23 protein-coding genes are annotated in these 22,299 nt (G+C 67.4%); 18 read left to right on the top strand and 5 right to left on the bottom strand.

From position 1 onward, the window contains the following. The first annotated feature begins 6 nt into the window (after window positions 1-6). From EBL85_RS00575 to EBL85_RS00490, 18 genes are all read left to right on the top strand, one after another. Complete coding sequence (locus EBL85_RS00575; protein WP_123141863.1) at window positions 7-1,302, top strand: adenylosuccinate synthase; 1,296 nt, start codon at window positions 7-9, stop codon at window positions 1,300-1,302. Between the two features lie 11 nt (window positions 1,303-1,313). Further along, window positions 1,314-1,577, top strand: a complete 264-nt coding sequence (locus EBL85_RS00570; protein ID WP_207301260.1) for an OadG family protein — start codon at window positions 1,314-1,316, stop codon at window positions 1,575-1,577. A gap of 97 nt (window positions 1,578-1,674) precedes the next feature. Beyond that, complete coding sequence (gene oadA / locus EBL85_RS00565) at window positions 1,675-3,480, top strand: sodium-extruding oxaloacetate decarboxylase subunit alpha (RefSeq protein WP_123141862.1); 1,806 nt, start codon at window positions 1,675-1,677, stop codon at window positions 3,478-3,480. A 10-nt stretch (window positions 3,481-3,490) separates the two neighbouring features. Then, entirely contained in the window at window positions 3,491-4,627 is a 1,137-nt protein-coding gene (locus EBL85_RS00560; protein ID WP_062274423.1) for a sodium ion-translocating decarboxylase subunit beta, read from the top strand. Between the two features lie 49 nt (window positions 4,628-4,676). Then, on the top strand, window positions 4,677-5,246 hold the full coding sequence (locus EBL85_RS00555) for a YceD family protein (protein ID WP_123140757.1): 570 nt from the start codon (window positions 4,677-4,679) through the stop codon (window positions 5,244-5,246). Window positions 5,247-5,316: 70 nt separating this feature from the next. Continuing rightward, the gene (gene rpmF / locus EBL85_RS00550; protein WP_005223716.1) at window positions 5,317-5,493 is read left to right on the top strand and encodes a 50S ribosomal protein L32; all 177 of its coding nucleotides are present in this window, start codon (window positions 5,317-5,319) and stop codon (window positions 5,491-5,493) included. A 50-nt stretch (window positions 5,494-5,543) separates the two neighbouring features. Next, window positions 5,544-6,575, top strand: a complete 1,032-nt coding sequence (gene plsX, locus EBL85_RS00545; protein WP_123140756.1) for a phosphate acyltransferase PlsX — start codon at window positions 5,544-5,546, stop codon at window positions 6,573-6,575. Then, complete coding sequence (locus tag EBL85_RS00540) at window positions 6,575-7,531, top strand: beta-ketoacyl-ACP synthase III (RefSeq protein ID WP_123140755.1); 957 nt, start codon at window positions 6,575-6,577, stop codon at window positions 7,529-7,531. Before plsX ends, EBL85_RS00540 begins: the two co-directional genes overlap by 1 nt. A gap of 27 nt (window positions 7,532-7,558) precedes the next feature. Beyond that, complete coding sequence (gene fabD, locus EBL85_RS00535; protein WP_123141861.1) at window positions 7,559-8,503, top strand: ACP S-malonyltransferase; 945 nt, start codon at window positions 7,559-7,561, stop codon at window positions 8,501-8,503. After that, window positions 8,496-9,236 (top strand): 3-oxoacyl-ACP reductase FabG, encoded by a 741-nt coding sequence (fabG, locus tag EBL85_RS00530; RefSeq protein WP_123141860.1) that lies wholly within the window; start codon window positions 8,496-8,498, stop codon window positions 9,234-9,236. The genes fabD and fabG overlap by 8 nt, the downstream gene beginning before the upstream one ends. Window positions 9,237-9,390: 154 nt before the next feature. Further along, entirely contained in the window at window positions 9,391-9,627 is a 237-nt protein-coding gene (acpP, locus tag EBL85_RS00525; RefSeq protein WP_005223711.1) for an acyl carrier protein, read from the top strand. Window positions 9,628-9,726: 99 nt separating this feature from the next. Next, on the top strand, window positions 9,727-10,965 hold the full coding sequence (gene fabF, locus EBL85_RS00520) for a beta-ketoacyl-ACP synthase II (protein WP_123140752.1): 1,239 nt from the start codon (window positions 9,727-9,729) through the stop codon (window positions 10,963-10,965). 74 nt (window positions 10,966-11,039) lie between these two features. Next, window positions 11,040-11,915, top strand: a complete 876-nt coding sequence (gene pabC / locus EBL85_RS00515) for an aminodeoxychorismate lyase (RefSeq protein ID WP_369964107.1) — start codon at window positions 11,040-11,042, stop codon at window positions 11,913-11,915. A gap of 11 nt (window positions 11,916-11,926) precedes the next feature. Beyond that, window positions 11,927-12,931 carry an endolytic transglycosylase MltG gene (mltG, locus tag EBL85_RS00510; protein ID WP_223805972.1) on the top strand — a complete coding sequence of 335 codons (1,005 nt, stop codon included), beginning with the start codon at window positions 11,927-11,929 and terminating at the stop codon, window positions 12,929-12,931. Further along, entirely contained in the window at window positions 12,932-13,588 is a 657-nt protein-coding gene (gene tmk, locus EBL85_RS00505) for a dTMP kinase (RefSeq protein WP_123140749.1), read from the top strand. It begins immediately after the preceding gene. Continuing rightward, a complete protein-coding gene (gene holB / locus EBL85_RS00500; RefSeq protein WP_123141857.1) occupies window positions 13,585-14,601 on the top strand; it encodes a DNA polymerase III subunit delta' in 1,017 nt (338 codons plus the stop codon). The genes tmk and holB overlap by 4 nt, the downstream gene beginning before the upstream one ends. Before the next feature lie 45 nt (window positions 14,602-14,646). Beyond that, window positions 14,647-15,018 (top strand): PilZ domain-containing protein, encoded by a 372-nt coding sequence (locus EBL85_RS00495; RefSeq protein ID WP_082806048.1) that lies wholly within the window; start codon window positions 14,647-14,649, stop codon window positions 15,016-15,018. Between the two features lie 10 nt (window positions 15,019-15,028). Beyond that, entirely contained in the window at window positions 15,029-15,805 is a 777-nt protein-coding gene (locus EBL85_RS00490; RefSeq protein ID WP_062274392.1) for a TatD family hydrolase, read from the top strand. A 4-nt stretch (window positions 15,806-15,809) separates the two neighbouring features. Here the strand turns inward: EBL85_RS00490 and pap are convergent, their stop codons facing one another. The 5 genes from pap to putP form a co-directional block, all read right to left on the bottom strand. After that, window positions 15,810-17,390, bottom strand: a complete 1,581-nt coding sequence (gene pap, locus EBL85_RS00485) for a polyphosphate:AMP phosphotransferase (protein WP_123141856.1) — start codon at window positions 17,388-17,390, stop codon at window positions 15,810-15,812. 76 nt (window positions 17,391-17,466) lie between these two features. Further along, a complete protein-coding gene (locus EBL85_RS00480; RefSeq protein ID WP_005223702.1) occupies window positions 17,467-17,949 on the bottom strand; it encodes an acyl-CoA thioesterase in 483 nt (160 codons plus the stop codon). Window positions 17,950-18,289: 340 nt separating this feature from the next. Beyond that, window positions 18,290-19,651, bottom strand: coding sequence for a phosphate regulon sensor histidine kinase PhoR (gene phoR / locus EBL85_RS00475; RefSeq protein ID WP_123141855.1), 1,362 nt, complete (start codon window positions 19,649-19,651; stop codon window positions 18,290-18,292). 20 nt (window positions 19,652-19,671) lie between these two features. Next, window positions 19,672-20,358, bottom strand: coding sequence for a phosphate regulon transcriptional regulator PhoB (gene phoB, locus EBL85_RS00470; RefSeq protein WP_123140745.1), 687 nt, complete (start codon window positions 20,356-20,358; stop codon window positions 19,672-19,674). 280 nt (window positions 20,359-20,638) lie between these two features. Continuing rightward, on the bottom strand, window positions 20,639-22,141 hold the full coding sequence (putP, locus tag EBL85_RS00465) for a sodium/proline symporter PutP (RefSeq protein ID WP_123140744.1): 1,503 nt from the start codon (window positions 22,139-22,141) through the stop codon (window positions 20,639-20,641). Window positions 22,142-22,299 lie beyond the last annotated feature (158 nt).

The following is a 22,299-nucleotide window of genomic DNA, read 5'->3' as shown; positions in this document are numbered from 1 at the left end:
GTCTAGATGGGCAACAACGTCGTTGTAATAGGCACCCAGTGGGGCGATGAGGGCAAGGGCAAGGTCGTCGACCTGCTGACCGATCGCGCTGGCGCCGTGGTGCGTTTCCAGGGTGGACACAACGCCGGTCACACGCTGGTGATCGACGGGGCCAAGACCGTCCTGCACCTGATCCCCTCGGGCGTGTTGCGCGAAGGCGTGCGCTGCCTGATCGGCAACGGCGTGGTGCTCTCGCCGCAGGCGCTGCTCGACGAGATGGCGATGCTCGAGCAGGCCGGCGTGCCGGTGCGCGAGCGTCTCGGCATCAGTGCCGCCTGTCCGCTGATCCTGCCCTATCACGTCGCGCTCGATCAGGCGCGCGAGCGTGCCCGCGGCAGCAACGCCATCGGCACCACCGGGCGCGGCATCGGTCCGGCCTACGAGGACAAGACCGCGCGGCGCGGCATCCGTCTCGGCGAGCTGCTCGATGCGACCCATTTCGAGGCGCGTCTCGGCGAGGTCCTCGACTATCATAACTTCGTCCTCGAGCACTACTACAAGCTCGCGCCGCTCGAGCTCGCGCCGATCCGTGACGAGGCCCTGGCCCATGCCGAGGAGCTGCGTCCGCTGATCGTCGACGTCCCCGGCCTGCTGCACCAGATGCGCGCGCGTGGCGAGGACGTGCTCTTCGAGGGCGCGCAGGGCGCGCTGCTCGACATCGATCACGGCACCTATCCCTTCGTCACCTCCTCGACCACCACCGCCGGCGGTGCCGCCAGCGGCAGTGGGGTAGGGCCGCGCGACCTCGACTATGTGCTGGGGATCGTCAAGGCCTACACCACCCGTGTCGGGGCCGGCCCCTTCCCCTCGGAGCTGTTCGACGACGAAGGTAATCATCTCGGGGTGAAGGGGGCGGAGTTCGGCGCCACCACCGGGCGCAAGCGTCGCTGCGGCTGGCTCGACATGGTCGCGCTCAAGCGCTCCTTCGCCATCAACAGCGTCACCGGCATCTGCATCACCAAGCTCGATGTGCTCGACGGCATGGAGCGGGTGCGGATCTGCACCGGCTACGAGCTCGACGGCAAGCTGCTCGAGACGCCGCCGGTAGGCAGCGAGGCGATGGCCCGCTGCACCCCGCGCTATCTTGATCTGCCCGGCTGGAGCGAGTCGAGCGTGGGCGCCGAGAGCTACGAGGCGCTGCCCGAGAATGCGCGACGCTATATCGAAACCATTGAACAGCTCAGCGGACTGCCGGTCGATCTGGTCTCGACGGGTCCCGATCGTGTGCAGACCCTGATCCGACGTCATCCGTTCGACGTCTGAGGGCTATCGTCATGACCGAAATCTCCTTTTCAAAACTCTTCCTCGAAGGCTTGCAGCTGATGGGGGTCGGGATGACCATCGTGGTCGCCTTCCTGATCCTGCTCATCGGCGTGCTTCACCTGGTGGCCGCCGCCGTGCGCCGCTGGGCCCCAGAGGAGACCGCGCCCGAGGCGCGGCCCGCCTTCCCGCAAGGTGCCGGGGCCGTCACCGATCGTCGCCTGACCGCGGCGATCACGGCCGCCGTCGTCCAATACCGGAAGCGACGCCGGACCTGACACCCAGGGGTCCGTCTGTAACCGGGGCGTCGTCGGGGGGTGTACCCGCCTGACCGGCGGCGCCCCTGATCGCGAACTTCGAAATCGAACCTTCACCATGAACGATCCCAAGCCGCTCGGTATCACCGAGGTCGTCCTGCGCGACGCCCATCAGTCCCTGCTCGCTACTCGGCTGCGTCTTGAAGACATGCTGCCGATCGCGCCCAAGCTCGATCAGGTGGGCTACTGGTCCATGGAAAGCTGGGGCGGGGCGACCTTCGACGCCTGCATCCGTTATCTGGGCGAGGATCCGTGGGACCGTCTGCGCCAGCTCAAGGCGGCGATGCCGAACACCCCGCAGCAGATGCTGCTGCGCGGCCAGAACCTGCTGGGTTATCGGCACTATGCCGACGATGTGGTCGAGTCCTTCGTCGAGCGTGCCGCGACCAACGGTATCGATGTCTTCCGCGTGTTCGACGCGATGAACGACCTGCGCAACCTCGAGGCTGCGATCAAGGCCGTCCTCGCCACCGACAAGCACGCTCAGGGCACCATGTCCTATACCGTGAGCCCGGTGCACGACCTCGACTACTGGGTCGACATGGGTCGTCGTCTCGAGGACATGGGGTGTCACTCGATCTGCATCAAGGACATGGCCGGCCTGCTCAAGCCCTATGTCGCCGAGCAGCTGGTCACTCGCCTCAAGGAAAGCTGTTCGATCCCGATCGCGATGCAGAGCCATGCCACGACCGGCATGAGCACCAGCACCATCGTCAAGGCGGTCGAGGCCGGTATCGACATGGTCGACTCGGCCGTCTCCTCGATGAGCATGACCTACGGGCACTCGCCGACCGAGTCCGTGGTCGCCATCTTCGAGGACACCGATCGCGCCACCGGGCTGGATCTCAACCTGCTCGAGGAGATCGCCGCCTACTTCCGTGACGTTCGCAAGAAGTACTCCAAGTTCGAGGGTGCGCTCAAGGGTGTCGACTCGCGCATCCTGGTCGCCCAGGTGCCGGGCGGCATGCTCACCAACATGGAGAACCAGCTGCGCGAGCAGGGTGCGAGCGATCGTCTCGACGAGGTGCTGGTCGAGATCCCCAAGGTGCGCGAGGACCTCGGTTTCATCCCGCTGGTCACCCCGACCTCGCAGATCGTCGGCAGCCAGGCGGTGCTCAACGTGCTCATGGGTGAGCGCTACAAGAGCATCACCGCCGAGACCGCCGGCGTGTTGCGCGGTGAGTACGGTGCCACCCCCGCGCCGGTCGACGCCGCGCTGCAGCAGCGCGTGCTCGAAGAGGGTCAGACCCCGATCACCTGCCGCCCGGCCGACAACCTCTCCCCGGAGATGGAGTCGCTGACCGCGCAGCTCCAGGAGATCGCCGAGGAGCGTTCGCTGAGCCTGGCCGACGAGGTGGTCGACGATGTGCTCACCTACGCGCTCTTCCCCCAGGTCGGGCTGAAGTTCATCGAGAACCGCGACAACCCCTCGGCCTTCGAGCCGGCGCCCTGGACCGAGGCACCGGTCGCCGCTGCCGACAAGGCCGCACCTGCCGCTGCCGCGAGCGGCGCGGCGATGGCCGAGGCCTATCGTGTCGAGGTCGACGGTCACGCCTACAACGTCCGTGTCTCGCCCGAGGGTGCGGTCGAGATGATCGCCCCGGCTGCGGGTGCCGCCCCGGCCGCCGTCCCGGCGCCTGCTGCGGGTGCTGCGAGCGAGGTGCCCGCGCCGCTGGCCGGTACCGTGTTCAAGGTGCTGGTCAAGCCCGGTGATCAGGTCGCCTCCGGCGACGTGGTGATGATCCTCGAGGCGATGAAGATGGAGACCGAGGTGCGCTCGCCCGAGGGTGGAACCGTAGCTGCGGTCTGCGCCTCCGAGGGGGACGCGGTGCAGGTCGGTCAGGCCCTGCTGACCCTGAGCTGAGCGCGGACCCATGGAAAAGTTGTTGCTACTGTGGCAGTCCACCGGACTGGCCAATTTCACCTGGGGTCAGGCGCTGATGATCGGCGTCGGCGGTCTGCTGATCTATCTGGCGATCGCCAAGAAGTTCGAGCCGCTGCTGCTGCTGCCGATCGGCTTCGGCGCCATCCTCTGTAACACGCCGGTGGCCGGGATCGGTGGTCCCGACGGCATGGTGGGCATGATCTACCATGTCGGCATCGAGACCGGGATCTTCCCGCTGCTGATCTTCATGGGGGTCGGCGCGCTGACCGATTTCGGCGCCCTGATCGCGCGCCCCTCGACCCTGTTGTTGGGTGCCGCGGCGCAGTTCGGCATCTTCGCCACCCTGCTCGGGGCGCTGGCGCTGAACCTGATCCCCGGGTTCGACTTCAGCATGGCCGATGCTGCCTCGATCGCGATCATCGGTGGCGCCGACGGCCCGACGGCGATCTTCCTCGCCTCGCGCCTCTCGCCCGATCTGCTCGGCGCCATTGCCGTGGCCGCTTACTCCTACATGGCCCTGGTGCCGCTGATCCAGCCGCCGATCATGCGCGCGCTGACCAGCGAGTCCGAGCGTCAGGTCAAGATGGAGCAGCTGCGCCACGTCTCCAAGCTCGAGCGCATCCTCTTCCCGTTCGCGGTGCTGGTGCTGTGCGTGACCCTGCTGCCCTCGGCCGCACCGCTGATGGGCATGCTGATGTTCGGTAACCTGCTGCGTGAATCGGGTGTGGTCGATCGCCTCAGCCGCGCCGCGCAGAACGAGATCATCAACGTGGTCACCATCATGTTGGGTCTGGCCGTCGGCTCCAAGCTCTCGGCCGAGATGTTCCTCAACGTGCAGACGCTCGGCATCCTGTTGCTCGGCGCGCTGGCCTTCTGCATCGGTACCGCCACCGGTGTGATCATGGGCAAGATCATGTGCAAGGTCACCGGTGGCAAGGTCAATCCGCTGATCGGCGCCGCCGGCGTCTCGGCGGTGCCGATGGCCGCGCGCGTGGTCAACAAGGTCGGTCTCGAGTCGGATCATCACAACTTCCTGTTGATGCATGCGATGGGGCCGAACGTGGCCGGTGTCATCGGTTCGGCAGTGGCCGCCGGTATCCTGCTCGCGCTGGTGGGCGGTGGTTGATTCGTGAAAGTTGACGAAATCGCCAAAACTGGGTTAATTTGATTAGCTTATGTCAGCGTCGTTACCTGAGCGACTGGACCCATGGCGTGCCGCGCAGGCCGCGCGTGTCTTCACCGGCACGATCGAGCTTGCGCGGCTGCCGAGGCTTGCCGAGGCCGTCCTCGGTCTCGCCCCGCTTGCGCAGGGCAAGGCCGAGGTCTGTTACCGTCTCGCCTTCGAGCGTGATCCCCGGGGGCGCGTGCGTGTCTTCGGGGACGTCGATGCGGTGTTGCGGCTGCCCTGTCAGCGCTGTCTCGGCGAGGTCGCCGTTGCGGTGAGCGCGCCCTTGAGGCTGGCGCTGGTGCGCAGCGAGCAGCAGGCCGAGCAGCTCGACGAGACACTCGACCCGGTGCTGGTCGAAGACGACGAGCCGGTGCAGCCGCTTGACTGGATCGAGGACGAGCTACTGCTCGCGATCCCGGCGGTGCCGCGTCATGCGCCCGGTGAGTGTGAGGCGCCGGTTTCTACCGATGCCTCGCCGCCCGAGTCCGAGCCGTTGTTGGAGACGACGCCGGAGCGAGACAACCCGTTCGCGATTCTGGCGAGTCTGAAGTCGCGCGGGCGCGACGACGAGGGCTGATGGTTTCGCAATTTCGATCAACGCGACGTCTCGTGCCAACGAGGCGTCAGATCCGTACCTGGAGATAACAATGGCAGTTCAGCAGAATCGCAAGACCCCTTCCAAGCGCGGCATGCGTCGCTCCCACGACGCCCTGAGCAAGCCGACGCTCTCGGTCGAGCCCTCGAGCGGCGAGACCCACCGTCGTCATCACGTCTCGGCCGACGGTTTCTATCGCGGCCGCAAGGTTGTGGACAAGTCTGAGTGATCCGGTCGGTCCGTTTCGGGTCACGGTCGCGACACGCGAGTCGAGCATCGATGGCACAACCCTGCACCATTGCACTGGACGCCATGGGCGGCGATCACGGCCCGAGTGTCGTGGTCCCGGCAGCGCTCAAGTATCTCGCGGACAACCCGCACGCCAATCTGATCCTGGTCGGCGACGAGCAGCGTCTTGAGGGCTATGTCGGCGGGGTGAGTCGCGAGCGCCTGCGGATCCATCACGCCTCCCAGGAGGTGGCGATGGATGAACTGCCATCGCGGGCGCTGCGCAGCAAGAAAGACTCGTCGATGCGCGTGGCCATCGACCTGGTGCGTGCCGGCGAGGCCGGTGCCTGTGTCAGCGCCGGTAATACCGGGGCGCTGATGGCGACCGCGCGGTTCGTCCTCAAGACCCTGCCGAGCATCGATCGACCGGCGATCAGCACCACGGTGCCCTCGCTGCACGGTCATACGCATATGCTCGATCTCGGCGCCAACGTCGATTGCTCCGGGGCCCATCTGTTCCAGTTCGCCGTCATGGGCAGCGAACTGGCAGCCGTCGTCGATGGCATCGAGCAGCCCAAGGTCGCGCTGCTCAACATCGGCCAGGAAGAGATCAAGGGCAACGAGCAGGTCAAGCAGGCCCACGAGTTGCTGCTCAACAGCAGCCTCAACTATGTCGGCTATGTCGAGGGTGATGGCATCTACCTCGATGACGTCGACGTGGTCGTCTGCGATGGCTTCATCGGCAACGTCGCGCTCAAGTCGAGCGAAGGCGTGGCCAAGTTCGTGCGTCATTCGCTGCGCAAGCAGTTCAAGCGCAACTGGTTCAGCCAGCTTGCCGGACTGGCCGCGATGCCCATCCTCAAGCGTTTCAGCCGCGACATCGATCCGCGTCGCTACAATGGTGCCAGCCTGCTCGGACTGCGCGGTATCGTGATCAAGAGTCACGGCGGCGCCGATGAGATCGCGTTCGAAAACGCAATCTATATCGCCGAGAAGGAGATCCGCGAGGACATCCCCAAGCGGATCGGTGAACAGGTCGGGCGTCAGCTCGAGGGCAGCGGACAGTACAGGGAAACCGCCTGATGAAGTATTCCCGCATTCTCGGGACCGGGAGCTATCTGCCGGCCCGCGTCATGACCAACGCAGATCTCGAGGCTGTCGTCGATACCTCAGACTCCTGGATCCGGGAACGCACGGGAATCGAGAAACGTCACCTGGTCAGCGACGGGGAGAGCTGCTGCGATCTGGCCGAGCAGGCCGCGCGCAGGGCGCTGGAGGCGGCGGGCATCACCGCCTCCGACCTCGACCTGATCCTGGTGGCGACGACCACGCCCGACCAGTTCTTCCCGAGCACCGCGACCCTGCTGCAGCAGCGTCTCGATGTGCACGGCTGCCCGGCCTTCGACCTGCAGGCCGTGTGCGCCGGCTTCGTCTATGCAATGGACGTGGCCGACAAGTTCATCCGCACCGGCGCGGCCAAGCGCGCGCTGGTGGTCGGCGCCGAGACCTTCTCGCGCATCCTCGACTGGAACGACCGCACCACCTGCGTGCTGTTCGGCGACGGCGCGGGTGCGGTGGTGCTCGAGGCCGCCGACGAGCCTGGCATCCTCTCCACCCATCTTCACGCCGATGGCGCCTACAAGGACCTGTTGCAGGTCCCCGGTGGGCTCGGCAACGGTCACCCCGACGCCCGCTTCGTTCAGATGAAGGGCAACGAGGTGTTCCGCATCGCCGTCACCACCCTCGGGCGCATCGTCGAGGAGACCCTCGAGGCCGCAGGCCTCACCAAGTCGGACATCGACTGGCTGATCCCCCATCAGGCCAATATCCGTATCATCCAGGCGACCGCGCGCAAGCTCGATCTGCCGATGGAACGGGTGGTGGTGACCGTTGCCGAGCACGGCAACACCTCCTCGGCCTCCATTCCGCTGGCGCTCGATCAGGCGGTACGCGACGGGCGTATCCGTCGTGGCGAGACGCTGTTGATGGAGGCCTTCGGAGGCGGTTTCACCTGGGGCTCGGTCCTGGTCCGTTACTGATTTCCCTCTTGATCTTCCTGTATTGCGATGCCACAACAACTCGCCGTTTTCTTTCCCGGTCAGGGGTCGCAGGCGCTCGGCATGCTCGATGCCCTCGCCGCGACCTATCCCAGCGTTCGCCAGACCTTCGAGGAGGCCTCTGACGCCCTCGGTCAGGATCTCTGGCAACTGGTGAGCAGCGGTCCAGAGGACGCGCTCAACCGCACCGAGAACACCCAGCCCGCCATGCTCGCCGCCGGCATCGCCGTGTGGCGGGTGTGGCGTCAGGCCGGTGGTGCTCCCGCCACGGTCATGGCCGGGCACTCGCTGGGCGAATACAGCGCCCTGGTCGCCGCCGAGGCCCTGGGCTTCGCCGATGGCGTCCGTCTGGCCGCCGAGCGTGGCCGGCTGATGCAGGCGGCGGTGCCGCCGGGCGAAGGCTCGATGGCCGCGCTGCTCGGACTCGACGACGACACCGTGATCGCACTCTGCGCCGAGCAGGCCGGCGGCGAGGTGCTCGAGGCGGTCAACTTCAACTCCCCCGGACAGGTGGTCATCGCCGGCGCCAGCGCCGCGGTTGCGCGCGCGGTGGAGGCGGCCAAGGCCGCCGGCGCCAAGCGCGCGGTACAGCTGCCGGTGAGCGTGCCCTCGCACTGTGCGCTGATGCGTCCGGCCGCCGAGCAGCTCGCCGAGCGTCTCGCCGAACTCGATCTCTCGCTGCCCCAGGTGCCGGTGCTGCACAACGTCAACGTTGCCCCGGCCGCGGATGTCGCCGAGTTGCGCGATCTCCTGGTGCAGCAGCTCTATCGCCCGGTACGCTGGGTCGAGACGGTACGCAAGGTCGCCGGCGACGGGGTGCCGGCCGCCATCGAGTCGGGCCCGGGCAAGGTGCTGGCCGGACTCTGCAAGCGTATCGACAGGAACATGACGACGCTGTCGGTCTTCGACCCGAAGACCCTCGATGCGGCACTGGAGGCGACTGCCAATGCTTAAGGGTGAAATCGCGCTCGTTACGGGCGCCTCGCGTGGAATCGGTCGTGCCATCGCCATGGCGCTGGCCGAGCAGGGTGCGGCAGTGGCCGGCACCGCGACCAGCGAAGCCGGCGCCGCGGCGATCGAGCAGGCGTTCAAGGACGCCGGCCATCAGGGTATCGGTCTGGTGCTCAACGTCTCCGATGCGGAGTCGATCAGCAGCGCCCTGGCGACGCTCAACGAGCGTCTCGGTGCGCCCAGCATCCTGGTCAACAATGCCGGGATCACTCGCGACAACCTGCTGATGCGGATGAAGGACGAGGAGTGGGATTCGGTCATCGAGACCAACCTCACCTCGATCTATCGTCTGGTCAAGGCCTGCCTGCGTCCGATGACCAAGGTGCGCAAGGGGCGCATCATCAACATCGCTTCGGTGGTGGGGGCCAGCGGCAACGCCGGTCAGACCAACTATGCGGCGGCCAAGGCCGGGATGATGGGCTTCACCAAATCGCTCGCCCGCGAGGTCGGCGCCCGTGGCATCACTGTCAACTGCGTCGCCCCAGGCTTCATCGACACCGACATGACCCGGGTGCTGCCCGATGCCCAGCGCGATGCGCTGCTCGGCTCCATCCCGCTCGGTCGACTCGGTGCCCCTGAGGAGATCGCCGCGGCCGTGACCTTCCTCGCCTCTCCCGGCGGGGCCTATGTCACTGGCGAGACGCTGCATGTCAACGGTGGCATGCACATGGCGTGAAAATCTTTTCCTTGATTGATATAAATGACTTATATCAATCGGTTAGGGTTTTCACCTAAGGCTATTTATTGGCTTTCATCGACCCTCGTTTGTCACTAGAATACGGGCTGGCTCAGCGAGGGCCACTTTATTCATTCCGGAGGAATCTTTCATTATGAGCAGCGTTGAAGATCGAGTTCGCAAAATCGTCGTCGAGCAACTGGGTGTCAAAGAGGAAGAAGTGACCGCCGAGGCGTCCTTCGTCGACGATCTGGGCGCGGACTCCCTCGACACCGTGGAACTGGTCATGGCCCTCGAGGAGGAGTTCGAGACCGAGATTCCTGACGAAGACGCTGAGAAGATCACCACGGTCCAGCAGGCCATCAACTACATCAACGAGCACCAGGCCTGAGGCAGGGTTGCTGTCCGCGCGCAGTCGTCCGTCGGAGACGGACGCCGCACGCGGCTCGACCCGCCAAATCGTGGTGTACTGAACGAGAAGGGGTAAGCAATGGCAGGCAGAAGGGTAGTTGTCACTGGGTTGGGTCTGGTGGCGCCAGTTGGTCTGAACGTCAAGTCCGCTTGGGACAGCATCCTTGCCGGCAGGAGTGGGATCCAGCCGATCACGCACTTCGACATCGAACCGTTCAGCACCCGCTTCGGTGGGCCGATCTATGGCTTCGATCCCAGCGAGTACATCGCCGAGAAAGACGCCAAGAAGATGGACAAGTTCATCCACTACGGTGTCGCCGCGGGCTCTCAGGCCATTGCCGACTCCGGACTGGAGATCGATGAGTCGAACTGCCGCCGCATCGGCGTCGCCGTCGGCTCCGGCATCGGTGGCATCACCGGTATCGAGAACAACTACGAGGCCTATCGCTCCAAGGGGCCGCGTCGGATTTCTCCCTTCTTCGTTCCCGCCAACATCGTCAACATGGTGGCGGGCAATCTCTCGATCAAATTCGGCCTCAGGGGGCCGAACTACTCGATCGTCTCGGCCTGTGCGACCGGCACCCACAACATCGGTGAGGCCGCGCTGATGATCCGTCACGGCTATGTCGACGTGATGCTCGCCGGCGGCGCCGAGATGGCGACCTCGCCGGTCGGCCTCGGCGGCTTCGCCGCGGCGCGCGCACTCTCCACCCGCAACGACGATCCGGTCGGCGCCAGCCGTCCGTTCGACAAGGAGCGCGACGGCTTCGTGCTCAGCGACGGCGCCGGCGTGGTGGTGCTCGAGGAGTACGAGAGCGCCAAGGCCCGTGGCGCGCACATCTATGCCGAGCTGGTCGGTGTCGGCATGAACTCCGACGCCTACCACATGACCGCGCCCTTGACCGATGGCTCGGGTGCGGCCGACTGCATGCTGATGGCGCTCAACGATGCCGGCATCAGCCCGGATCAGGTCGACTACATCAACGCCCACGGCACCTCGACCGTGGCAGGCGACCGAGGCGAGACCCTCGCGGTCAAGCGTGCGCTCGGCGACCATGCCTACAAGACCATGGTCAGCTCCACCAAGTCGATGACCGGTCACATGCTGGGCGCCGCCGGTGGCGCCGAGGCGGTGTTCTCGGTGCTCGCGCTGCGCGATCAGGTCGCGCCGCCGACCATCAACTACAGCACCCCGGATCCGGAGTGCGACCTCGACTACGTGCCCAACACCGCACGCGAGTCGAAGCTCGACGTGGTGATGTCGAACTCCTTCGGTTTCGGCGGTACCAACGGCACCCTGGTGTTCCGTCGGGTCTGACCCCGCGTACCCATCGGGGACGGCGCCTCTCGCGCCGTGCCCCGGTGGGCGCTTCCCGCCGCTCCAGGAGTCGTGTGTTGAGCGATTCCAGCGTCTCCCCACAACCCACTCATGACACGCCGGGCGCCCCGCTGCGGGTGCTGCTCAACGGCTGTCCGCTGTCTGATCTGACGATCACCGATCGCGCCTTGCACTATGGTGACGGTCTGTTCGAGACCCTGCTGGTACGTGCCGGCCGGCCCTGTCAGTGGTCACGTCATCTCGCCCGACTCGCGCATGGCTGCGCGCGCCTGGGGCTCCCGCTCCCGCCTGCCGCCCAGCTCGAATCCGAGCTCGCGACGCTGCTCGATGGCGTCGAGGAGGGGGTGCTCAAGCTGATGCTCACGCGCGGCAGCGGTGGACGTGGCTACCGGCCGCCGATGCGGCCCGAGCCCCGGCGGATCCTGCTGCTCTATCCACGCCCGCCGGGGCCGGACTGGCGACGGGGCGTGGCGGTGCGCTACTGTCGTACGCCGGTCTCGGTGAATCCGGCGCTGGCCGGGCTCAAGCACCTCAACCGGCTCGATGCGGTGCTGGCACGGCGCGAGTGGGACGATGGCGCCATCGCCGAGGGCTTGATGCAGACCCCGGATGGCGCCATCTGCGGAGGCACCATGAGCAACCTGTTCCTGTGGGACGGTGCGCGGCTCTACACCCCGGCGCTCGATCAGGCCGGTATCACCGGCACGGTGCGCGAACTGGTGCGAGAGCTGGCTGCCGAGGCCGGCATCGGTTGTGAGGTGCGCCGCCTGAACGGCGATGACCTCGAGCGCGCCCGCGCGCTCTTTCTCACCAATGCGGTGATCGCTGTCTGGCCGGTGGCCAGGCTCGAAGCGCGGCGCTTCGACCTCGACGATCAGCCCTGGGACCTCTTGCACGCGGTGCGGGCCGCCTCGCACACGCCTGGATGACGACTCACCGAATGACCCTGCTGCGAATCCTCCTGATCCTGCTCATTGCCCTGGGTGTGCTCGGCGCCGGGTTGTGGGTCGACTACCAGCGTTTCGAGACGACGCCGATCGCGCTCGATCGTGAATCCATCGTCTTTGACATCCCGACCGGCAGTTCGCTCGGCCAGATCGCCGAGCGGCTCACCGAGCGCGGCATCATCCCGCATCCTTACTACTTCATCGCGCTGGCCTACCGGCGTGGCGACCAGACGCGCATCAAGGCCGGCGAGTACACCCTCACCGCCGCGATGACACCGGTCGAGGTGCTCGATCACGTGGTGCGTGGCAAGGTGGTGCAGTACCCGATCACCCTGGTCAATGGCTGGACCTTCCGGCGCGCGGTCGAGGCGATCGACGCCCATCCGCACTTCGGCGGCGAGGGGCTGGCCGCGCTCAGCGATGCCGAGCTGATGGCCCGGCTCGGCCATCCCGGCGAGCACCCGGAGGGGCGCTTCTTCCCCGATACCTATGCCTTCCCGCGCGGCACCAGCGGGATCGACGTCTTGCGTCGTGCGATGCAGCGGATGAAGCTGGTGCTCGCCGAGGAGTGGGCCGGTCGCGCCGAGGACCTGCCCGTCGAGACCCCCTACGAGGCGCTGATCCTCGCCTCCATCGTCGAGAAGGAGACCGCCGCGACCCATGAGCGGGCCAAGATCGCCGGGGTCTTCGTGCGACGGCTGCGCATGGGGATGCGGCTGCAGACCGATCCAACCGTCATCTACGGCATGGGTGAGCGCTACGAGGGCGATATCCGCCGCTCCGACCTGCGCGAGGCGACCGCCTACAACACCTATGTGATCGACGGTCTGCCGCCGACGCCGATCTCGCTGCCCGGTCGCGGCACCATCCATGCGGTGTTGCACCCGGCCGACGGCGACGCCCTGTTCTTCGTCTCCAAGGGCGACGGCACCCACCAGTTCTCGGCCACCTATGCCGAGCACAAGCGCGCGGTGCGTCGCTATATCCTGGGAAAATAGATGTCTGCATCAACCGAAGCTGGTCGTTTCATCACCCTCGAGGGGATCGAGGGCGCGGGCAAGAGTACCCAGGTCGAGCGTCTCGCCGGGGCGCTGCGAGCCCAGGGGCGGCGCGTCATCACCACCCGTGAGCCGGGTGGGGCGCCGATCGCCGAGCACATCCGCGAACTGTTGCTCGATCCCGAGCACGGCGCCATGTGCGAGACCGCCGAGCTGCTGCTGATGTTCGCCGCCCGCGCCGAACATCTCGACAAGACCATCCGCCCGGCGCTCGAGACCGGGGTGTGGGTGATCTGCGATCGCTTCACCGACGCCACCTACGCCTATCAGGGAGGGGGGCGCGGGCTCGACGTCGCTCCCATCGCCACCCTCGAGCGGCTGGTGCAGGGGGCGCTGCGCCCGGATCTGACCCTTGTGTTCGATCTGCCGCCGGCGCAGGGGCTGGCGCGTGCCCGCGCCCGTGCCGGCACGACCGATCGCTTCGAGCGCGAGACCCTGCGTTTCTTCGAGGCCGTGCGCTCGGTCTATCTGACGCGGGCGGCGACCATGCCGGAGCGCTATCGGGTGATCGATGCCGCCGCACCGCTGGAGTCGGTCAGCGCCGAGATCGAGCGTCTCGCCGTGGAGCTGCACGAGACGCTCGGGGCCGGACGATGAGCCAGGGGCGCGATCGACTGCCGTCCTGGCTCGCCGCGCCCTGGGCGCGGCTGCAACAGGCGCGCGCCGCCGATCGGCTGCCGCACGCGCTGTTGCTGAGCGGACCGGCCGGGGTCGGCAAGCGTGCTCTGCTCGAACGCTTTTCCCGTGCGCTGCTCTGCGCCGCACCCGACACCGAGGGGCAGGCCTGCGGGCGCTGTGCGGAGTGTGTGCTGCTCGCCGCCGGCAATCATCCTGACCTGGTGCGTGTCGGTCCCGACCCCGAGAGCAAGTCCGGTGACATCCCGATCGCCGCGATCCGTACCCTCTGCGCCGGCGAGGCGCTGACCCCGAGCCGGGTCGCGCGGCGGGTGGTGCTGATCGATCCCGCCGATCATCTCAACGCAGCGGCGGCCAACGCGCTCCTCAAGACCCTGGAGGAGCCGGTCGGGCGCACCCTGCTGTGTCTGGTTGCCGAGCACCCGGAGCGGCTGCCGGCGACCATCCGCAGCCGTTGTCAGCAGCTGCGTATCGCGTTGCCTGCGGAGGCCGAGGCGCTCGCCTGGCTGCGTGGTCGTCTGCCCGATGAGCAGGCCGCGCTGGCGTTGCGTCTGGCCCACGGCGCGCCGCTGGCCGCGCTCGACCGGCTCGACCCCGAGCGCCTGGAGGCGCGTGCGCAGCGTCTCCAGGGGTTCATCGCCCTGGCCCGGGGGGAGCGCGCGCCGCTCGCAGAGGCGGCGGCTTGGAACAAGCTCGGCGCCGCGTTACTCTTGGAGTGGATGGCCGGCTGGCTCTGCGATCTGCTGCGCCTGGGCGCGAGCGCGACGCCGCCCCGGCTCGACAACCCCGATCAGCGCGAGGCGCTCGCCGCGCTCGCCTCACGGCTCGATCCGGTGGCCGCGCATCGCTTCTTCAGGCGGGTGCTCGAGGCCCGCACCCAGTGCGAGGGCAGCGTCAACGCCCAACTGTTGCTGGAGTCGCTGGCCATCGAATGGCGCGAGCTGGCCGTGTCCGGCCGAGCCGCGTCGGCGTGATCTCGCGTGGCGTCCGCACGCATCCACACCCGAGGGTCCCGATCGATGAGTTCACCGACCAACTCGCTGGGCGCGCTGGGCGGCCAGCAGCGCATCCTCAACTTCGCCATCCGCGACAAGAGCGCGCTCTACGCCTCCTACATGCCCTACATCAAGAACGGCGGGTTGTTCATCCCCACCACCAAGCGTTATCAGCTCGACGACGAGATCTTTCTGTTGCTGCAGCTGATGGAGGAGACCGACCGCATCCCGGTGGCCGGTCGGGTGGTGTGGATCACCCCGCCCGGCGCCGAGGGCAACCGCTCGGTCGGCGTCGGGGTGCAGTTCAGCGATCAGGACAAGGGCGCGGCGCGGCGCAAGATCGAAGAATATCTGGCGGGCATGCTCAACTCCGAGCGTCCCACCCACACCATGTAGGCTGTTTTTGATGCTGGTTGATTCACACTGCCACCTCGACCGGGTGGACCTCACCCCTCATGGCGGCGACTTCGCCGCGTTGATCGCGGCGACCCGCGCCGCGGGCGTCACCCACCTGATGAGCATCGGCATCGACCTGGAGCACTATCCGGCGATGCGCGCGCTGATCGAGCCCTATCCCGAGGTCTTCTGTTCGGTCGGCGTCCACCCCAACGAGAACGAGGGCGAGGACCCCGACGTGGCGCGCCTGCTCGCGCTCGCCGACGATCCCCGGGTGCGCGCCATCGGTGAGACCGGGCTCGACTACTACCGTGGCGCCGAGGACGCCGAGCGCCAGCAGCGCCGTTTCCGCACCCATATCGCCGCCGCGCGCGCCTGCGCCAAGCCGCTGGTGATCCACACCCGTCAGGCCCGCGCCGATACCCTGCAAATCCTGGAGGAGGCGGGCGCGGGCGAGGTCGGCGGCGTGGTGCACTGCTTCACCGAGGACTGGGAGACGGCGCGCCGTGCCCTCGAACTCGGCTTCCACATCGGCTTCTCCGGGATCGTCACCTTCAAAAACGCCGCCGAGCTGCGCGAGGTCGCCCGCCAGGTCCCGGACGAGCGCCTGCTGATCGAGACCGACGCCCCCTATCTCGCCCCGGTGCCGCATCGCGGCAAGTCCAACCAGCCGGCCTGGGTCGCCCACGTGGCCGAGTGCCTGGCCGAGGTGCGCGGCTCGACCCCGGAGGCGATCGCCGCGCTCACCCGCGACAACGCGCTGCGTCTGTTCGACCTGCCCGGCTGAATCCTCACTTGTCCTTCTTGCCCGCGGTCGCCGTCTCGGCTGGCTGCGGGCGACGCTCGCCGCAGGGCAGATAACCCGCCGGCGGTGGCTGCTCGCCCTCGAGCGCCTCGGTCAGCGCCGCGCAGATGGTGCGCAGCACCTTGATCCGCGCATAGGGCTTGTCGTTGCCCTCGACCAGGGTCCAGGCGGCGTGGCGGGTGCTGGTGCGCACCACCATCTCGTTGATCGCCTCCTTGTACTGCGGCCACTTCTCGCGGTTGCGCCAGTCCTCGTCGGTGATCTTGTAGCGCTTGTAGGGCACGTTCTCGCGGTCCTTGAAACGCTTGAGCTGCTCGTCCTGGCTGATGTGCAGCCAGAACTTCAGCAGGATCACCCCGCTGTCGACCAGCTGCTCCTCGAAGCGGTTGATCTCGGAGTAGGCGCGGCGCCACTCGGCGTCGGTGGCGAAACCCTCGACGCGCTCGACCAGCACCCGCCCGTACCAGGAGCGGTCGTAGAGGGTGATATAGCCGGCGCGCGGGATCTGGCGCCAGAAGCGCCACAGATAGTGGTGCGCCTTCTCCTCGTCGCTCGGCGCCGCCACCGGGATGGCGCGATAGAGCCGGGCGTCGATGGCGTTGGTGATGCGACGGATGGCGCCGCCCTTGCCGCCGGCGTCCACCCCCTCGAACACCAGCACCGTCGAGCGCTTCTGGGTGTAGGCGCGCCAGGCCAGCTCGTTGATCTCGTTCTGCAGCCGCTTGAGCTCGGCCTTGTAGGGGTCGCGCTCGAGCGCGAGCGAGAGATCGAGCTGATCGAGCAGGGTGATCTGCGCCTGCTCGCCGGCCGGCAGCTCCGGGCTGCCGATGCCCGAGACCGGCTCGTCGGTGGGGCCGGCGGCGGCCAGGCGCGCGCGCATCGCATGGAGCAGGGTCTTGCCGACGGTGAGGTCGCGATAGCGGCGGTTGCCGGCCTCGATCAGATACCAGGGCGAGACGCCGCGATCGGTGTGCATGATCACCCGCTCGGCGACCTCCTCGAAGGCGGCGTACTGCTCGGAGAACTTGCTCTTGTCCGGGAGCATCTTCCAGCGGCTCTTGTCGTCGCGCGAGAGCTCCTTGAGCCGCGCCTTCTGGTCGGACTCCGACATGTGAAACCAGAACTTGACGATCAGCGTCCCGTCCTGGATCAGCATCCGCTCGAAGTCGACGATGCGGTTGAGCTCGGCGTCGAGCTCGGCATCGCCGCAGTGATCGCGAAAGCGGTGCTCGATCGGCGTCTGATACCAGCCGCCGAACAGGATCGCCATCTCGCCGCGCCCCGGCAGCGCCCGCCAGAACCGCCAGTAGCGCGGGCGCTCGCGCTCCTCGTCGGACTCGTCCCAGAAGGCGAAGGTCTGCACCCCGCGGGTGTCGAGCCACTCGTTGAGCCGATTGACCACCTCGCCCTTGCCCGCCGCCTCGATCCCCGAGATCACCACCACCACCGGCACCTGCGCGGCCTTCAGCTCGCGCTGCGCGGCCAGCAGGTCGGTGCGCAGCTGTGTCTGCTGCTCCTTGAAGTCCTGCTTGCTCACCGAGCGGCCGACCTTGGTTGCTTCGAACATGGTGCGAATCCTCGTGTTGCGGGGTGGGGCGACAAGATGTCGCGGCAGGGTGGTCGGGCGTGCGCCCGGGACGGCGCTAGTCGCTCAGCGCCGGCGGTGGCGTGATCCGGCGCGGTCGGCCATCGTCGTCCACCGCGACATAGGTGATCGCCGCGGCGGCGACCTGGTGGCGACTGGCCGGGTCGGGCTCGCGCTGTGCCCAGATCTGCACCTCGACCGTCACCGAGCTGTTGCCGAGACGCTGCATCCGCGCGAACAGATCGACCAGATCACCGACCAGCACCGGGGCGAGGAAGCGGAACTCCTTGACCGCCACCGTCGCCACCCGACCCTGCGCCACCTGGATCGCCACCGTGCTCCCGGCCAGATCCGCCTGCGCCATCAGCCAGCCGCCGAAGATGTCGCCATAGGCGTTGGTGTCGCTCGGCATCGCCACCACGCGGGTGCCGAGGTGCCAGAGACGCGGGTCGCTCACCGGCGCCGCGGTCGGATCGCTCGGCACCACGCAGGCGTCGGAAGAGGTGGGGGTGGGTTGGCTGGATTCGAGAGTCGAAGACATGGATTGCTTGAATGGTTGGTCAAAAAGGTTGTCGCCGATCTTCGCACAATCGGACGGGGTCTGACACTGCTGGGTCGGCGGGCGGGGCCTCGATCGAGTCGTGATCTGCCGTTGACCGAGCCGCGAGCCTGGACGTCGGGTTTATTGTACGCCGTTCGCTTCGTGTGCCCGATGGCGTCGCCAATGTCGCTGTGGTTTAGGGGCCGCGTGATGTTGCGCCGGTTTGGGTGGCCGATCTCGGAGACATCAGATTGGATGCTGCTGTCGCGGTGATGACGATCGAGATATGCCAGACGACCCATCGATCTCGATGCGTCTTTCGGTTAGATGGGGTGTTGCCTCAACCCTCGCCGTTGGCCGAGCGGCTTGGAGTGGGTGGGGTGGTGTCGACGTGGGGGACGGGGGCGTCGCGGCGCAGGGTGCGGGTGGTGGGGAAGTGGCAGGCGAAGGTGGTGCCCTGGCCGAGTTCGCTGGAGATGTTGAGGCTGGCGTCGTGACGGTTGAGCACGTGTTTGACGATCGCCAGTCCCAGCCCGGTGCCGCCGGACTGGCGCGAGCGCGCGGCGTCGATGCGGTAGAAGCGTTCGGTGAGCCGGGGCAGGTGCTCGGGGGCGATGCCGGGGCCGTCGTCCTCGACGACGAAGGTTGCGCCGTCCTTGTCCTGGCACCAGCGGATGCGGATGCGGGTGCCGGTGGGGGTGTGCTTGATGGCGTTGAAGACGAGGTTGGAGAAGGCGCTGCGCAGCTCGGGTTGGTTGCCGAGCAGCAGCAGTCCGGTGTCGATCAGGGGGTCGAGTCGGTGACCGGCATCGCCGATGGCCTGCGCCTCCTGGAGGATCAGTCGCAGCTCCTCGGGGACGTCGACGCTGTGCTGGTCGGCGGGGCTGTCGTGCATCTCCAGACGCGAGAGGGTGAGCAGATCCTCGATGATCGAGCGCATCCGCTCGGCCTGGTTGTGCATCAGGGTCAGCGGGCGGCGGTGGGGCTCGGGGGTGTTGGGTGCGTCGAGCAGGTTCTCGACGAAACCGCCGATCACCGTCAGCGGGGTGCGCAGCTCGTGCGAGGCGTTGGCGACGAAGTCGCGCCGGATCATGTTGAGGTGATAGACCTTGGTGATGTCGCGCCCCACCACCAGACGCTGGCGCTTGCGCTCGCCGAAGGGGGCGATGCGCAGCGAGATCATCAGCGCGCGGTTGTGACTGGGGGCGATGTCGAGCGGACGCAGGTATTCGCCGTCGTGGAGGAAGTCGCCGAGTTCGGGGTGGCAGAAGACGTCGAGGAAGTGCTGCCCGTCCTGCTCCGGCCAGTGGATGTCGAGCAGTTGTGCGGCGGCGGGGTTGGCCCAGTCGATGCGGTGGTGCTTGTCGAGGATCACCAGGGCGTCGGGGACGGCGTTGGCCGCCTCGCGAAAGCGACGGGTGAAGCGGATCTGGCGCTTGCGCCCCTTGCGCCCGCGCTGCTGGTAGCGGGCGATGTTGCGATAGACCTCGCCCCAGAGTCCGCGCGGGAAGGGTGGGGCGAGCCGGTGCTGGCGGCGGATCAGGGTACTGAGGTCGATCAGTCGGAAGATATGGCGCCCGAGCGCGGGGACGCTCGCCAGCGGGACGCTCCAGGCCGGCGCCAGACCGCCGAGCCACAGCATCAGGGCGCCGCCCGAGGGGACGGCGAAGAGCGCGAGCTCGAAGAGCAGGGCACGGCGCATCGGGGCTGGGGCCTGCCGGCTCAGGTCTTGTCCGAGAAGCGGTAACCGACGCCGCGCACGGTCTGCAACAGGCCGTCGTGACGGGTCGGCTCCAGCGCCTTGCGCAGCCGCCGGATATGGACGTCGACGGTGCGCTCCTCGACATAGACCTGATCGCCCCACACCTGATCGAGCAGCTGCGAGCGGCTGAAGGCGCGGTCGGCGTGGGTCATGAAGAAGTGCAGCAGACGATACTCGGTGGGGGCGACCTCCACCGGGCGGCCATTGGCGCTGACGCGGTGGCCGATGTTGTCGATGCGCAGTCCGCCGATCTCGATCTCGTCGGCCGGTTCGCTCGGCTTGGCGCGGCGCAGCACCGCCTTGGTGCGGGCGATCATCTCGCGCGGCGAGAAAGGCTTGGCGATGTAGTCGTCGGCGCCGGTGTCGAGCCCCTTGACGCGATCCTCCTCCTCGCCTCGGGCGCTGATCATGATGATCGGCAGACCGCGGGTCTTGGGGTTCTGCTTGAGTTGCTGGGCCAGCTCCAGACCGGAGCGCCCGGGCAGCATCCAGTCGAGCAGGATGAGGTCGGGTTGGTCGCTGGCGAGCAGCTTGCGGGCCTCGTCGGCATGACCGGCCTCGAGCACGCGGAACTCCGCGCTCTCGAGCGCAAAGCGCATCACTTCGCGGATATCCGGTTCGTCGTCGATGACAAGAATGGTGGGCATCTTCGGGGGTCCTGGGTGCAATGGGCGCGGCGTCGGCGCGGCGTCGCCAAAGAGCTCGGATCGGAGCGACTGGCGCGGCCCTCGTGCCGCTGGGGCACGGGCGCCTGGGGTCGGGGTCTGTTGGGTTTCATTCTATGTACGATCGGTTACGGGGAGATGAACACCCCGGTGAGCATGCAGCCCTGCTGGCGGTGTCGTGCCGATCGTTGACGATGGGCGCCGCCCCGGTCCCGCCGGGGCGGCGCCGCCGAGACGCCTTGCACGTCTCGTGGGGCGGGGGTCAGCCGCGCATCTCGACACGCAACTGCTCGCGCACCTCGTCGAAGCGCTCGCCGAGGTGCTCCTGACCCTGACGATCGAACAGACTGACGATCACCACCGCGAGGGCCGAGAACAGCATGCCGGGGACGATCTCGTAGAGCGCGAACAGACCGCCGTCGAGCTGCTTCCACACCACCACGGTGAGACCGCCGACGATGATGCCGGCGAGCGCGCCCAGGCGCGTCATCCGCCGCCAGTAGAGCGAGAGCACCAGCGGCGCGCCGAAGGCGGCGCCGAACCCGGCCCAGGCATAGGCGACCAGATCGAGCACCATGGCATCCGGGTCCATCGCCAGGGCGAAGGCGAACAGCGCGATGCTGACCACCGCCGCGCGCCCGACCATCACCAGCTCACGCTCGCTGGCCTCGCGGCGCATCAGCGTGCGGTAGACGTCCTCGGTGAAAGCCGAGGAGCTGACCAGCAGCTGCGAGTCGGCGGTGCTCATGATCGCGGCGAGGATGGCCGCGAGCAGGATGCCGGCGATCACCGGGTGGAACAGCAGGTTGACCAGCTCGATGAACACCGTCTCGCGGGCGTCGTCGAGCAGCGGCGCATCGAGCGTGATGATGCCGGCCAGCCCGGTGAGGGTGGCGCCGATCAGGGTGAGCGCCACCCAGGTGACGGCGATGCGGCGTGCTGTGGCCACCTTGCGCGGCGAGGCGATCGCCTGGAAGCGCGCGAGCACGTGCGGCTGGCCGAAGTAGCCGAGGCCCCAGGCGGCGAGCGAGACGATGCCGATCCAGCCGATGGCGGTGCCGTCGATCTTGGTCATGGGGTCGAGCAGCTCGGGATTGAGGGTGTTGAGCTGATCGATCGCGTTGTCGCTGCCGCCGGCCAAGGCGATGGCGAGCATCGGCACGGCGATCAGCGCCACGGCCATCAGCAGGCCTTGCATCACGTCGGTCCAGGAGACGGCGAGGAAGCCGCCGATGGCGGTGTAGACGATGATCGAGAGCACCGCGATGCCGACGGCCCAGACATAGGGCAGGCCGAAGACCGACTCGAACAGCTTGCCGCCGGCGACCAGGCCGGAGGCGGTGTAGATCAGGAAGAACAGCAGGATGAACACCGCCGCGATGCCGCGCAGCAGACCGCTGGCGTCGGCGAAGCGATTGGCGAAGTATTCGGGCAGCGTCAGTGCGTTGCCGTAGGCGAAGCTGAACACGCGCAGTCGGGCGGCGACCACGAGCCAGTTGAGCCAGGTGCCGAACAGCAGGCCGCCGGCGAGCCAGATCGACTCGAGCCCGGAGGCATAGGCGAAGCCGGGCAGGCCGAGCAGCAGCCAGCCGCTCATGTCCGAGGCGCTGGCGCTGAGCGCCGCGACCCCGCTGCCGAGTCGGCGGCCACCGAGGATGAAGTCGGAGAGATCGCGGGTACGCTGATAGGCGTACCAGCCGATCAGCAGCACGATGACGAAATAGATGCTGAAGGTGATGGAGATGATGATTGGGTCTTGGGTCAAGCCGTCGCTCCTCGCAGGTATTGCTCCGATCCGGCTTGTCGAATCGGGTGGACAGGGTGCGGTAGTTTAGAACCTGGCGCGAGTGCCCACCAAATCGACGCGCCGGGGCGACAGTGCCGCCGGGTTACGGTTATGCTCCGTGCGTCAGCGGGGGAGGT

The sequence above is a fragment of the Marichromatium sp. AB32 genome (assembly GCF_003718675.1).
GTDB lineage: Bacteria > Pseudomonadota > Gammaproteobacteria > Chromatiales > Chromatiaceae > Marichromatium > Marichromatium gracile.
Note: the sequence above shows the minus strand (reverse complement) of the source record. Positions and strands in the feature narration are given on the sequence as shown.